This window comes from Caballeronia sp. GAFFF1 (assembly GCF_023630705.1).
Classification (GTDB): Bacteria; Pseudomonadota; Gammaproteobacteria; order Burkholderiales; family Burkholderiaceae; genus Caballeronia.
On record NZ_JALQEM010000012.1, the window covers coordinates 223,249 to 236,488 of the forward strand.

Annotated in this window: 15 protein-coding genes and 1 tRNA gene; 10 read left to right on the forward strand and 6 right to left on the reverse strand. The window is 64.1% G+C overall.

Going from position 1 to position 13,240, the window contains the following annotated elements; translation table 11 throughout:
- Positions 1-23: 23 nt before the first annotated feature.
- Positions 24-449 carry a hypothetical protein gene (locus NCR37_RS06100; protein WP_175940213.1) on the reverse strand — a complete coding sequence of 142 codons (426 nt, stop codon included), beginning with the start codon at positions 447-449 and terminating at the stop codon, positions 24-26.
- A 93-nt stretch (positions 450-542) separates the two neighbouring features.
- Complete coding sequence (locus tag NCR37_RS06105; protein ID WP_250472211.1) at positions 543-785, reverse strand: hypothetical protein; 243 nt, start codon at positions 783-785, stop codon at positions 543-545.
- A 143-nt stretch (positions 786-928) separates the two neighbouring features.
- On the opposite strand from NCR37_RS06105, the gene dusA reads away from it, so the two are divergent.
- The 7 genes from dusA to NCR37_RS06140 all read left to right on the forward strand — a co-directional run bounded on the left by dusA (position 929) and on the right by NCR37_RS06140 (position 4,846).
- Positions 929-1,933 (forward strand): tRNA dihydrouridine(20/20a) synthase DusA, encoded by a 1,005-nt coding sequence (gene dusA, locus NCR37_RS06110; RefSeq protein WP_250472212.1) that lies wholly within the window; start codon positions 929-931, stop codon positions 1,931-1,933.
- Between the two features lie 127 nt (positions 1,934-2,060).
- Positions 2,061-2,136: transfer RNA gene (locus NCR37_RS06115), tRNA-His, on the forward strand.
- Between the two features lie 459 nt (positions 2,137-2,595).
- Entirely contained in the window at positions 2,596-3,300 is a 705-nt protein-coding gene (locus NCR37_RS06120; RefSeq protein ID WP_250472213.1) for a zinc ribbon domain-containing protein, read from the forward strand.
- 195 nt (positions 3,301-3,495) lie between these two features.
- Positions 3,496-3,798: a hypothetical protein gene (locus NCR37_RS06125; RefSeq protein WP_250472214.1), complete on the forward strand. Its 303-nt coding sequence runs from the start codon at positions 3,496-3,498 to the stop codon at positions 3,796-3,798.
- Positions 3,799-3,819: 21 nt separating this feature from the next.
- Positions 3,820-4,209: a DUF5594 family protein gene (locus NCR37_RS06130; protein ID WP_284506792.1), complete on the forward strand. Its 390-nt coding sequence runs from the start codon at positions 3,820-3,822 to the stop codon at positions 4,207-4,209.
- Between the two features lie 45 nt (positions 4,210-4,254).
- Entirely contained in the window at positions 4,255-4,458 is a 204-nt protein-coding gene (locus tag NCR37_RS06135) for a hypothetical protein (protein WP_248322154.1), read from the forward strand.
- Positions 4,459-4,486: 28 nt separating this feature from the next.
- The gene (locus NCR37_RS06140) at positions 4,487-4,846 is read left to right on the forward strand and encodes a hypothetical protein (protein ID WP_250472216.1); all 360 of its coding nucleotides are present in this window, start codon (positions 4,487-4,489) and stop codon (positions 4,844-4,846) included.
- 14 nt (positions 4,847-4,860) lie between these two features.
- Here the strand turns inward: NCR37_RS06140 and NCR37_RS06145 are convergent, their stop codons facing one another.
- Together NCR37_RS06145 and NCR37_RS06150 are read right to left on the reverse strand one after the other, a co-directional pair.
- Positions 4,861-5,058, reverse strand: coding sequence for a hypothetical protein (locus NCR37_RS06145; protein ID WP_250472217.1), 198 nt, complete (start codon positions 5,056-5,058; stop codon positions 4,861-4,863).
- 147 nt (positions 5,059-5,205) lie between these two features.
- Positions 5,206-6,654 carry an MFS transporter gene (locus tag NCR37_RS06150; protein ID WP_250472218.1) on the reverse strand — a complete coding sequence of 483 codons (1,449 nt, stop codon included), beginning with the start codon at positions 6,652-6,654 and terminating at the stop codon, positions 5,206-5,208.
- Between the two features lie 202 nt (positions 6,655-6,856).
- Here NCR37_RS06150 and NCR37_RS06155 point away from each other — a divergent pair, with 202 nt between their 5' ends.
- The 3 genes from NCR37_RS06155 to gnd all read left to right on the forward strand — a co-directional run bounded on the left by NCR37_RS06155 (position 6,857) and on the right by gnd (position 11,318).
- Positions 6,857-7,909, forward strand: a complete 1,053-nt coding sequence (locus NCR37_RS06155) for an NADP(H)-dependent aldo-keto reductase (RefSeq protein ID WP_250472219.1) — start codon at positions 6,857-6,859, stop codon at positions 7,907-7,909.
- Positions 7,910-8,241: 332 nt separating this feature from the next.
- The gene (gene tkt, locus NCR37_RS06160) at positions 8,242-10,332 is read left to right on the forward strand and encodes a transketolase (protein ID WP_250472220.1); all 2,091 of its coding nucleotides are present in this window, start codon (positions 8,242-8,244) and stop codon (positions 10,330-10,332) included.
- Positions 10,317-11,318 carry a phosphogluconate dehydrogenase (NAD(+)-dependent, decarboxylating) gene (gene gnd, locus NCR37_RS06165; protein WP_250472243.1) on the forward strand — a complete coding sequence of 334 codons (1,002 nt, stop codon included), beginning with the start codon at positions 10,317-10,319 and terminating at the stop codon, positions 11,316-11,318. The genes tkt and gnd overlap by 16 nt, the downstream gene beginning before the upstream one ends.
- Positions 11,319-11,372: 54 nt before the next feature.
- Here the strand turns inward: gnd and NCR37_RS06170 are convergent, their stop codons facing one another.
- Entirely contained in the window at positions 11,373-12,221 is an 849-nt protein-coding gene (locus NCR37_RS06170) for an ABC transporter permease (RefSeq protein ID WP_284506793.1), read from the reverse strand.
- Positions 12,222-12,226: 5 nt separating this feature from the next.
- The gene (gene nodI / locus NCR37_RS06175; protein ID WP_250472221.1) at positions 12,227-13,180 is read right to left on the reverse strand and encodes a nodulation factor ABC transporter ATP-binding protein NodI; all 954 of its coding nucleotides are present in this window, start codon (positions 13,178-13,180) and stop codon (positions 12,227-12,229) included.
- Positions 13,181-13,240 lie beyond the last annotated feature (60 nt).

Genomic DNA, 13,240 nt, shown 5'->3' on the forward strand with positions numbered 1-13,240 from the left:
GCCGCTTGCGCTTGTGCTTGCTTTCAGGCGGTCTCGCTGCCTGCCATGAAAGCGCGCATGAAGACCAGCGCGCCCCAGCCCCAGATAGCGTTTGCAATGAAGCCCGGCGCGAGGCGCGGCAGCATGTTGCCGCTCGGCCAGATGCCGCGCGCCGGATCGATCACGAACGCGCTGACCGCCGTCAGCACGATGCCGCCGAACACGAGCGCGCCGATCCACGGCGCGCGGTGTTCCGGCGCGACGCGCAACAGCCACGCCATCAATACGCCGAACACGGCGCTCCACAACGCATTGGCGATGAATTCCGGAATGCCGAGCGGCAGGAACGGCGCGGTCGAAAAGCCGGCGGCGTCGATCATTCCGGCTGCGTGCAGCAGCGCGAGCGTCGATTCGCGAAAAAAGAGGGCGGCGAGAAAACCGGAGACGAACGGCAGAATGAGTTTTTGCATTGGCTGGACCGCTGGCGGGCGAGAACGCGGTTCGCGCGAAAATCGGGACGAGCGCCATTATAGGGGCGCGCGCCCGCCAGCCGGAGCCGATGCCTACTTCGCGATGGCGTCGCTCGCGGGACTGTGATGCAGCATGCGGTCGCTGTTGGGCGGCGGGGCGGGGCGCTTGACCGGCATGTTGTCGGGATTGTCGGGGCGCGCGGCGCTCGTTGCCGGCGAGCCCGGCGCGCTGGGCGGCTTGACCATGGACGCGCCTTCGTCCGGTCGCGCGGTTTGCGCCTCTGCGGCGAACGCCGCGCACAGCAGCGCAGCGGCCGCGATCGATATCGTTTTCATGTCAGTCTCCGCGAGGCTCGACGCACGCGGGCGTCGCATGTTCGGTGTGACAGCCGGCGCGGGGAAAGATTCGGGATGCGCCCCGAGAACCGCCCTTTGCGCACTGCGGTAAAATCGCGGATTAGCTGAAACAGACGTCTGCCATGTCCGCCGCTTCGAAAACCAGCCCCCGCCGCGTGTCCGTCGCTCCCATGATGGACTGGACCGACCGCCATTGCCGCTCGCTGCATCGGATGGTGTCGCATCACGCGTGGCTTTACACCGAAATGGTCACGACGGGCGCGCTGCTCTACGGCGATGTCGCGCGTCATCTCGCGTTCACGCCGGCCGAGGCGCCTGTCGCGCTGCAACTGGGCGGCAGCGAACCGGCCGATCTCGCGAAGAGCGCGAAACTCGGCGAACAGTGGGGCTACGACGAGATCAACCTGAACTGCGGCTGCCCGTCGGAGCGCGTGCAGCGAGGTGCGTTCGGCGCATGCCTGATGAAGGAGCCCGAGCTCGTCGCGGACTGCGTGAAGGCCATGCGCGATGCGGTGTCGGTTCCGGTGACGGTCAAGCATCGCATCGGCGTCGACGCGGTCGAGGACTACGCGTTCGTGCGCGATTTCGTCGGCACGGTGGCGCAGGCGGGCTGCGAAGTGTTCATCGTCCATGCGCGCAATGCGATCCTGAAGGGCCTGAGCCCGAAGGAGAACCGCGAGATTCCGCCGCTCAAGTATGACTACGCGTACCGGTTGAAGCGCGACTTCCCGCATCTCGAGATCTCGATCAACGGCGGCATCACGACGCTCGACGAAGTGGAGGAGCACCTGAAGCATGTCGATGGCGTCATGCTCGGGCGCGAGGCATATCACAATCCTTATGTGCTCGCGGGCGTCGATGCGCGGTTCTACGGCGCGACGACGCCGGTGCCGGCGCGCGAAGAGATCGAAGCTCAGTTGATCGACTACGCGCGCGCCGAACTCGCGCGCGGCACGTATCTCGGCGCGGTGACGCGCCATGCGCTGGGTCTCTATCGCGGCGTCGCAGGCGCGCGCGGATGGCGGCGCACGCTGTCGGACAGCCGCCGGCTTGCGAAGGGCGACCTGAGCATCTTCGACGAGGCGCGCACCTACTTGCGTGAAGCGGCGGAAGCGGTCGAATCATAACGGCACGCGTTGATCGAAAAAGAATGCTCATCAGGGCTAGGCAAGCAAATACTTTGTTCGTATAATCTCGCTTCTCGATTGGCAGGCAATCTTGCTAATCCGAGAAGTAACAAATCAGTTGTCAGCGGTGGCTGTAGCTCAGTTGGTAGAGTCCAGGATTGTGATTCCTGTCGTCGTGGGTTCGAGTCCCATCAGCCACCCCAAAGAATTGATACGAAAAGCCCGGTCATCGCGACTGGGCTTTTTGCTTTCCGGCTCCGTTTGTCCGTTCTCTGTGCGTCTTTGCAGGAGACGGAGGTCGGTTAGTGCGAATTGACGTCGCGGCGCTTTGCTGCCCTTTCATATGGTTTGATCGGTGTGCTGTGGCGTGCGCAGTGCTCTGCTTCGTTCGCGGAATAGGCAGGCGCGTCAATTATCGTCGCAACGCTTTTGGCGAACAACGCTAAAGGCTTGCGCAAAACTTTGAAGTCATCGATCGATGACTGTAATTCCACGTCCCATTCGTAGAGCGACTTTCACCGCTCAATGGTTTCTCCAATTCGAATAATTGCCTGCCGCGCTCATTCGTCCATCCCTCGTTATTTGAATTGACCTATCTTTGATCAGTATTGGCTGCGTTGCACTTTCATCCAGCTACATTGAAACAGGAAAGGAGATACACGATGGCACTCAAGAAATGCCGGGAATGCGGTACCGAAGTAAGTGAACAGGCTAAGGTGTGCCCGAAGTGTGGCATACAAAATCCGGTAAAGCGCAGTTCATTGTTCGCGAAAATCTTGCTTGCATTGATTGCGCTATTTGTTATTGGCGGTATTCTCCCTCGGCTTGCCAGCACCCCCTCGAAAACGACGCCTGCCGCGCCGTCATCGGCAAGTGGCGCTGCGCCCCCCACGCAAGCGGAAACGACGCCGACCAGCAGCGCCCCCTCTCCAGCGTCGCAGCCCAACTGGCATTACGAGCAGCAGCAAGACTCGATGCAAAACGGCACGAATAAGTTCGCGTCAGTGATGAGCGCCAACGAATTCTCATTCGATTTTCCGTACGCCGGATCGCAACACGCGATCCTGACTTTGCGAAAACACGTGCGACACGGAAAAGACGTATTACTGCAAATCCAACGGGGACAGTTTCTCTGTCCGATCCGTTCCTGCACTGTCACTGTCCGTTTCGACGATGCAAACGGTCAGTCCTTTACCGCAACGGAGCCGTCCGACAATGCTTCGACGCTTCTATTTATCGAACCGTTCGAGAAGTTTTACTCGTCGATGTTGAAGTCGAAGCGCGTGCGTTTCGAAGCGACTTTCTTTCAACAAGGTAATCGAACATTGGACTTCGACGTTTCCGGATTCGACTCAAAGCAGTTCTAGCGAAAAACACAACTTTCGGCGCAACGCCGGGTCGGTGTTCCGTTGAATTGCAATCAGCGGCCGAGTGTAATGCCACGCCGCATTTGCCCCGTGGTCCAGGCTCGTCCATGGCCATCACGCAGCACACGCGCCTCGCCCCGCACCGTGCTAGCATCAACGAACCACCACCCCGAACGAACGACCACGGAGACAGCTATGGCTACTTTGGCGATCGACGGCGTGCGTTGGGTCAACGACCGCGTGACCAATGTGCGCTGGGGCAGCTTCGATTCCGCCACGAACGACTGGACGGCGCCGACCACCATCGTGGACGTCCATCAAGTCGTGGACGCCATCAAAAGCGGCAAGGAAGTGCGCACGCTGTTCACGCTCGGCGGGCGAACGTTTCTCGGGCCCAAAGTCACCGCGTTGCCGTACTCGAACGGCCACGTGGGCATCGAGGCGCGCGTGCAGGAAGGGCAGATCGAGAAATCGCTCGAAGACCTGCCGCCCGTCTGAGTCAGATCCAAGAGGTAGGCGTTGAATCGCGAACAGGCGCACAGGTTCGAAACTGAAATCATGCCGCGCATCGCCGAAGGCGTGGCCCGCGTGGTCGATCAGAAGTTGCGCGTCGAAGTCGTACCCGGCGGCAATCCGCGCGAACCGGCGCGGCTGCGCGTGAGCGCGCCGCCGTCGGATGATGGCGCGCGCTCGCGGCGTTATCCGTTCGATATGAACGTCTTCCTGACGTGGGACGACGAAGAAATCGAGCGATTGCTGCATCCCGGCGGCGAAGCACGTTTGCAGCGTTATCTCGACGCGCTCGGCGACAAGCTGCGCGCATGGCAGGACGCCCGCGAAGTGGATGTGCCGACGCGCTCGCAGGCGGAGCCGTCGGTGCTGCTCGGCGGACTGGACTTCGAGGCGTGAGCGCCGCGCCTTGTCGGAAGTACCCGGACGAACGTGGAGGATCAGATGGCATCGTCGAATGAAGGCAAGCTGCGTGCATTCGTGCAGACGGCGGAACAGGGCGGCGGGTTCGTGTGGGTCATTACGCTCGTCGATTTCGCGGCGGGCGAGGTCAAGCGCGCGTTGGTGTCCGAAGACAACTTCGCCACGGCCGACGCTGCGCGCGATGCCGGCAACGATCGCCTGAAGGCGATGTCGAACGATCGGTAGCCGCCTGGTCAGCGGCGCGCGAGCGGGTATGGCCGAGCAACGAAAAGAAGACGTGGACGAAGCGCGCGAGGCGCGGTTTCGCAGTTACGAAGCGGCCGGCGAAGCGTCGATACGCGCGCAACTCGACGCGGCGCCGTCCGCCGACCCCGAAGCGGCGCACAAGCGGGCATGGCTGCACGCGAAGGACACCGCGCGTCAGGACGAGCAGTTCCGGGCAATGTTCGCGTCGGTGTCGTCGGCCAACGACGCTGCGCATCTCGCTCGCGAATCCGCGGAGGCATCGCGCCGGTCGGCGTTCTGGACGATGATCGCGGCGCTGGCGGCGACGGCCGGCGTGATCGTGAATATGGCGATTGCGCTCGGGTGGCTGGATTCGCTCAGACGCTAGGCGCGCTGCGAAGCCTAGTTGGTCCACCACGCGCGCACGGTCGGCTCGCCGTCGAGTGCGCGCAGGAAGTCGTCCGCGAAGGCGTCGCTGGCGGCTTGCCATTCGGGCGTGCCGGTCGGCAGGTCGTCCGGATTCTTCAGCCCGCGTGCATGGCGGATCACGGCGACGGCTTCGCTCAGCGCGGCGAGGGATTCGAGACTTTGCAGATTCATACGCGGGTTTACGGCGCAAGGGCGCAAACCTTTAGCGGCTGCCTCGCGTTTGTTCTCAGTCGCCGAACTGCTTGAGCACTCGCTTTCGAGCTTGTGCGAGCGTGTCGACATCCCGAACGGTGCAAACGTCTCAACCGCAGCAAAGCCTCAACGCTCGGCGGCCTTGCCTTTCACATGCCCGGAAACCAGCGCCCCTGCGTCTTTCGGCAGACGCCACAGATCGATTACGCCCAGCGCCCCGATCAACGCCACGATCAGGAACGCCACGCCGAAATCGTCCGGACCGATGGAATGCGCGTCATGCCCGTGCAACCACTCGCCGATACGCAGCGCGATCGCGCCGGCCGCGACGCCCACGCCCATCGACATCTGAAACAGCGTGCTGGATAGCGCGGAGGCGCCGCTCATCTGCGTCTTCGGCACGTCGGCGAAACTGAGCGTATTGAGCGCGGTGAATTGCAGCGAACGCGACAGGCCGCTCACGAACAGCACGACGACGATGACGAGCGTGGGCGTAGAAGGCGCGAGCAGGCTCATCGCCGCAAGCGAGAGCGCGGCGATGAGCCCGTTGACCACCAGCACGGGCCTGAAGCCGAAGCGCCGCATCACGGGCGTGGTGACGAGTTTCATCGCCAGATTGCCGGCGAAGACGGAGAGCGTGAGCAGTCCCGACATGAACGCGTTCATGCCGAAGCCGACCTGGAACATCAGCGGCAACAGGAACGGCGCAGCGCTGATCGCGATTCGAAAGAGCGACCCGCCGCCCATCGCCACGGCAAAGGTGTGCACTTTCAGCGCCGACAAATCGACCACCGGCTGTGTCGCCCGGATCAGATATCGCCACGACGCGATGCCCGTCGCCACGCCGACAGCGACGAGCGCGCCGATCATGCTCCACGACGCGTCGTTGCGCCCGATCAGCTCCATCGCGTAGAGCAGCGTCGTGCAGGCGATGCCGCACAGCACGAAGCCTGCGAAATCGAAGCGGCGGTTCGCGTCTTCGCGCACGTTGTCGATATGCCGCAGCGTAAGCAGCAAGCCGATCAGACCGAGCGGCACGTTCAGATAAAAGATCCAGCGCCAGGACGAATACGTCGTGATGAAGCCGCCGAGCGGCGGTCCGATCACCGGCGCGACGAGTCCCGGCCAGGTGATGATGGCAATCGCGCGCATCAGTCCGTCCTTCGGCGTGGCGCGCAGCACGGCCAGGCGACCGACAGGCACCATCATCGCGCCGCCGATGCCTTGCAGCACGCGCGCCGCGGCGAACGCCGGCAACGTGGACGTCGCGCCGCACAGCACGGAGGCCGCCGTGAACACCGCGATCGCGCTGCCGAAGACGGTCCGCAGCCCGAAGCGGTCCGCTGCCCAGCCGCTGATCGGAATGAAGACGGCGAGCGTCAGAAGATACGCGGTGATGCCGAGGCTCATGTCGGCCGGATGCACGCCGAACGAGTGCGCCATCTGCGGCATGGCGGTCGCGATGATCGTGCCGTCCAGGTTCTCCATGAAGAAAGTCGCGGCGACGAGGGAAACGATCAGCGACGAACCGTGCTTCGTTTCGTCGGACTGGCTGGGCGTCGTGGAGGATGACATCGGCTGCGTGGTTTGTCGTTGAAAGACGTTTTCAGTAAGCCATAACAAGCGAACTGCAAGCTCGGGAACCGGTCCCGCTGCATGGCTAAGCCATGCATTCTATCGGCGGAGCAGACCTCGCGCGCCTATGGTAGCTTCTGCGCTTGTCGGCAATGCCGCCGTGGAACCGCGCCACCAGGCGTCAACAAAAAGGAACGAAGCGATGAAGTATCGGAAACTGGGCGATTCGGGCGTCGACGTGAGCCTCATCGGGCTCGGCACCATGACCTGGGGCGAGCAGAACACCGAGAGCGAGGCGCACGAGCAAATCGACTATGCGCTTGCGCAAGGCGTGAACCTGATCGACGCCGCCGAAATGTACCCGGTCCCGCCGCGCCCCGAAACGCAGGGCCGCACTGAGGAATACATCGGCACGTGGCTCGCGAAGAACGCGGGCAAGCGCGGCGATATCGTGCTCGCGACCAAGATCGCCGGGCCCGCGCGCCAGCCGCACAATCCGCGTCACATTCGCGGCGCGGGCAACCAGTTCGACCGCAAGAACATCAACGAGGCGATCGACAGCAGCCTCGAGCGCCTGCAAACGGATTACGTCGACCTGTACCAGCTGCACTGGCCGGACCGCAGCACGATGACCTTCGGCCGCTCGGCGTATCCGTACATCGACGACGAGTACACGGTGCCGATCGAGGAAACGCTCGCCGCGCTCGGCGATCTCGTCAAGGCAGGAAAGATTCGCTATGTCGGCGTGTCGAACGAAACGCCGTGGGGCGTGTCGCAATTCCTGCGCGCAGCGGAGAAGGCGGGGCTGCCGCGCATCGTCAGCATTCAGAATCCGTACAGTCTCGTGAATCGTACCTACGAACTGGGCTTGTCCGAATTCACGCACAAGGAAGGCATCGGTCTGCTCGCGTATTCGCCGCTCGCGTTCGGCTGGCTCTCGGGCAAGTACGAGGGCGGGGCGCGTCCGGCGGGCGCGCGCATCACGCTCTTCGAGCGGTTCCAGCGTTACAGCAAGCCGCAAGCGGTCGCCGCGACGTCGTCTTACGTCGAACTGGCCAAGCGCCACGGCCTGAGCCCGACGCAGCTCGCGCTCGCGTTCGTCAACACGCGGCCGTTCACGACAAGCACGCTCATCGGCGCGACGTCGATGGCGCAGTTGAAGGAGAATATCGCGAGCGTGGACATCGAACTGTCCGATGAGATTCTCGCCGAGATCGAGGCGCTGCACGAGCGCCAGCCGAATCCCGCGCCCTGAGTCGTGTTATGACTCATGACACGATTCGGGCCGCCGCGCCGCGAATGTGTCAGCATTGACGTTCCTGCACTTTCGCGGATTGAAAGCCGCAAGCACTATCCGGGCGATGCGCCTTCGTTGCATCGCGTCGCCCGGCTGAAACATCGAACGCGCATCGACACCGCGCGTTCGCGTCCTGCCGAAAGCCGCCGCGCCAGCATGAAACGGCTGCGCGGCCGCTCACACCCGGGCGCGGTGCCTTTAGCAAGGCACTGCGTTTGCTCGATGGTCCTGGTTGCCGCTGAGGCGCCCGTCGTGCCTCAGCGCGCTCTTCGCGAAAGGAGTCGTCGCTCATGTCTCAAGCAACGCCGCAGTCCCAAGATCTGGATCGCCTCACGATCGACACGATCCGCACGCTGTCGATGGACGCCGTGCAGAAGGCCAACTCCGGCCACCCCGGCACGCCGATGGCGCTTGCCCCCGTTGCTTTCCATCTCTGGCAATACCATCTGCGCTACGACCCCGACGCGCCGCTCTGGCCGAACCGCGACCGCTTCGTGCTGTCGGTCGGGCACGCGTCTATGCTGCTGTATTCGCTGCTGCACCTCGCGGGCGTCAAGGAAGTGGACGAAAGCGGCAAGCCGACCGGCAACCCGGCCGTGTCGCTCGACGATATCAAGCAGTTCCGCCAGCTGGACAGCAAGACGCCCGGCCACCCGGAATTTCGTATGACCACCGGCGTGGAGACGACGACCGGCCCGCTCGGTCAGGGGCTCGGCAACAGCGTCGGCATGGCGATGGCCGCGCGCTGGAAGGAAGCGCACTTCAACAAGTCGGGCGCGCCGCTCTTCGACTACCGCGTCTACGCGCTCTGCGGCGACGGCGACATGATGGAAGGCATCTCGCATGAAGCCGCATCGATCGCCGGGCACCTCAAGCTCTCGAATCTCATCTGGATCTACGACAGCAACCGCGTGACGATCGAAGGCCACACCGACCTCGCGTACAGCGACGACGTCGAATCGCGCTTTCGCGGCTACAACTGGAACACGCTGCACGTCGACGACGCCAACGACGCCAACGCCTTCGAAGCCGCGCTCAAGGAAGCGAAGGCGACGACCGACAAGCCGACGCTGATCGTCGTGAAGAGCATCATCGGCTGGGGCGCGCCGAACAAGCAGGACACGGCCGCGGCGCACGGCGAGGCGCTCGGCGACGAGGAAATCAAGCTCGCGAAGAAGTTCTACGGCTGGCCGGAAGACGCGCAGTTCCTCGTGCCCGACGGCGTCATGCAGCACTTCGCCGAAGGCATGGGCGCGCGCGGCAAGGCGGCGCATGCCGAGTGGAAGCAGCGCTTCGACGATTACGAGAAGCAGAACCCCGATCTGGCGAAACAGCTCTGGCAGATGCTCGAATCGAAGCTGCCCGATGACTGGGACGCGGACATTCCGACGTTCGAGGCGGACGCGAAGGGCATGGCGACGCGCGAATCGTCGGGCAAGGTGCTCAACGCCATCGCGAAGCGCATTCCGTGGATGATCGGCGGCGCGGCGGACCTCGCGCCATCGACCAAGACGAATCTCAAGTTCGAAGGCGCGGGCAGCTTCGAGCACGACAACTACGCCGGGCGCAATCTGCACTTCGGCATTCGCGAGCACGGCATGGGCTCGGTTGCCAACGGGCTCGCGCTCTCGAACATGCGGCCGTTCGCGTCCACGTTCCTGATTTTCAGCGACTACATGAAGCCGCCGATCCGGCTCTCCGCGATCATGGAAGTGCCGGTCATCTACGTGTTCACGCACGATTCGATCGGCGTCGGCGAGGACGGCCCGACGCATCAGCCGATCGAGCAACTGGCTTCGCTGCGCGGCGTGCCGGGACTCTGTACGCTGCGCCCGGCCGATGCGAACGAAGTGAGCGAGGCGTGGCGCGTGGCGCTGTCGTTCCCGAAGGAGCCGTCGTGCATCGTCGTCACGCGCCAGCCGCTGCCGACTTTCGATCGCACCAAGTTCGGGTCGGCCGAAGGCGTGCGGCGCGGAGCCTACGTGCTCGCCGATGCCGGGGGCGGCAAGAAGCCGGAAGTGCTGCTGCTCGCGACCGGCAGCGAAGTGTCGCTCTGCGTCGAGGCATGGGAAAAGCTCACGAGCGAGGGAATCGCGGCGCGCGTCGTGTCCATGCCGTCGTGGGACATCTTCGAGAAGCAGGACGACGCGTACAAGGACTCGGTGCTGCCGCCCGACGTGCATGCGCGCGTGGCCGTCGAACAGGCAGCGACGCTCGGCTGGGACCGCTACGTGGGACGCTTCGGCGCGACCATCGTGATGCACACGTTCGGCGCGTCCGCGCCGCTGAAGGCGCTGAAGACGAAGTTCGGCTTCACGCTCGAAGGCGTCTACGAAGCGGCGAAGAAGCAGATCGAGCGCGTCAAATCGGCCGGGGAGTGATCGACATGCAGATCGGCATCGTAGGGCTAGGGCGCATGGGCGGCAACATCGGCCGCCGCCTGATGCGCGACGGACACGAATGCGTCGTATACGACCACAATCCGCAGGCCACCGACGCGCTCGCGAGCGAGGGCGCGACCGGCGCGAAGGACCTGGGCGATCTTGTTGCGAAGCTCGCCGCGCCGCGCGTCATCTGGCTGATGCTGCCTGCCGGCAAGATCACCGAAGACACGCTTTCGGACCTGCACAAGATCCTGCAAGCGGACGATGTGGTGATCGACGGCGGCAACAGCTTTTACAAAGACGACATTCGCCGCGCCGCGCAGTTCAGGGTGCTGGGCGTGCATTACGTCGATGTCGGCACGTCGGGCGGCATCTGGGGCCTGGACCGCGGCTACTGCATGATGATCGGCGGCGACGAGGCCGTCGTGCGCCGGCTCGATCCGATCTTTGCGACGCTCGCGCCGGGACGCGGCGACATCCCCGCGACGCCCGGCCGCGAAGGACGCGATCCGCGCGTCGAGAACGGCTATATGTATTGCGGGCCGGTCGGATCGGGGCACTTCGTGAAGATGGTGCACAACGGCATCGAATACGGGCTGATGCAGGCGTACGCGGAAGGCTTCCACATTCTGAAGCACAAGGAATCGACGGACCTTCCCGAGAATGAGCGTTATTCGCTCGACCTCGCGGATATCGCGGAAGTGTGGCGGCGCGGCAGCGTGGTGTCGTCGTGGCTGCTGGACCTGACGGCGGGCGCGCTCGCGAGCGACGGCGGGCTCGAACACTTCTCGACCATCGTGGCGGACAGCGGCGAAGGGCGCTGGACGATCGAGGCGGCCATCGAGGAAGCCGTGCCCGCGCAGGTGCTCTCGGCGGCGCTGTACACGCGCTTCCGCTCCCGCGACGCGGATCTGTTCCCCGAGCGCATGCTGTCCGCGATGCGCTTCGGCTTCGGCGGCCATAAGGAGTTTCCGGCGAAGTGACGCGCTGAGCGTTCGGTTAGACGGCGATGAACCGCGACGGTCCATCGCCGTTTTTCATTTCATCATGCGACGGCGGAAAAGCCACGCGCAGATGAAGAACGGCAGCACGGCATAAGCGGCCAGCACGCCCGCGTGCAGCGCGAAACCGTCGAGCGGGCGGCCGAGCATCGCGGGGCGGATCAGTTCGACGGCGTGCACGAGCGGCAGCGCCTGCGTCACATGCTGCGCAAGCGCGGGTAACTGCGCGACCGGAAAGAAGACGCCGGAGAGCAGCAGCATCGGCGTGAGCGCGAGCGTCTGATAGAACATGAAGAAGTCGTAACTCGGCGCGATTGCCGTGACGATCATCGCGGTGCTCGCGAACGCCAGCCCGGTGAGGACGATAACCGGCAGCGCGAGCAGCATCGACGGAAAACTCGCGTAGCCGAGCGCGCCCGCGACCAGCATGATTGCGACGCCCGAGAGCACCGACTTGCTCGCGGCCCAGACCACTTCGCCGAGCACGATATCGCCGAGCGTGAGCGGCGTGTGCATGATCGCTTCCCACGTGCGCTGCACATGCATGCGCGAGAAGCCGGAGTACATCGCTTCGAAGCTCGCGGACATCATCACGCTGGAGGCCACCGTGCCCGCGGCGAGAAACGTGATATACGACACGCCCTCGACGTGGCCGACCATCAGCCCGAGACCGAGTCCGAGGCCGAACAAATAGATCATCGGGTCGGCGAGGTTGCCGATCATCGAGGCGACCGCGAGTTTCTTCCAGACGAGGTAATTGCGCCGCCAGACGGACATCCAGTGCGTTGCGTTCGCGGGTAGCGCATTCGTGAACGGCGCGGCGTCGCGCGGTTGCGTCTCGCCAGGTTTTTTGCGTGCGACGCGCGGTTGATCGAAGGTTTCCATCGCGATTAGTCCACCATTTCCCGCCCGGTCAGGCGCAAGAAAACATCTTCCAGATTCGCCGGACGATGCAGATAGCGCACGCCCTCGCGCCCCTTGACGCGCGCGTGCACGGCTTGCGGATCATCGACGTAGCAAAAAAGCGTCTCGCCGCTCACTTCCATGCGCTCGACGAGGGGTTGCAGTTCGGCGGCCAGCGCCTGCGGGTCGGGGCCGTAGATCTCGATCACGTCCGAGCCGATCACCGACGCGATCAGGTCGCGCGGACGGCCTTCGGCAATCTTCCGGCCTTCCTCGATGACGCAGACGCGGTCGCACAGGCGCTCGGCTTCTTCCATGAAATGCGTCGTGAGCAGCATGGTCTTGCCGCGCGCAAGCAGGGAGCGCAGACGTTCCCATATGAGATGACGCACCTGAGGATCGAGACCGGTCGTCGGTTCGTCCATGATCAGCACGTCGGGATCGTTGACGAGGGCGCGCGCCAAGGTCAGCCGCCGCTTCATGCCGCCGGACAATTCGCCGACGCGCGCATCCGCCTTATTCTCGAGCCGCGCGAATTCAAGCAGCGACGGCACGAGCGCGTCCATGCGCGCGCCGGCGATACCGAAGTAGCGGCCGAAGACGACGAGGTTCTCGCGTACGCTGAAGTCGGGATCGAGGTTGTCGAACTGCGGCACGACGCCGACGCGTTCGCGGGCAAAACGCGCGCGCGACGGCACCGGTTCGCCGACGAGCCGAATGGTTCCATGGTCGGGCGACGTCATGCCGAGCAGCATCCGGAGCGTCGTCGTTTTGCCCGCGCCGTTGGGTCCGAGCAGGCCGAAGCATTCGCCGGGGCGCACGTCGAACGAGAGGCCGTCGACGACGTTCTTCGCGCCGTAGCTTTTTATGACTTCGCTGAATTCGATGGCGGGCGCGACGGCCGATTCGGGGGCGTGCTCGCGCGTGGTGCGCTGTGTCATGCGTTTCCTGCGGGGGAAAGTTCAGCGAGCTAGTGTAATGGAATGCACCGGCGCGGCGCT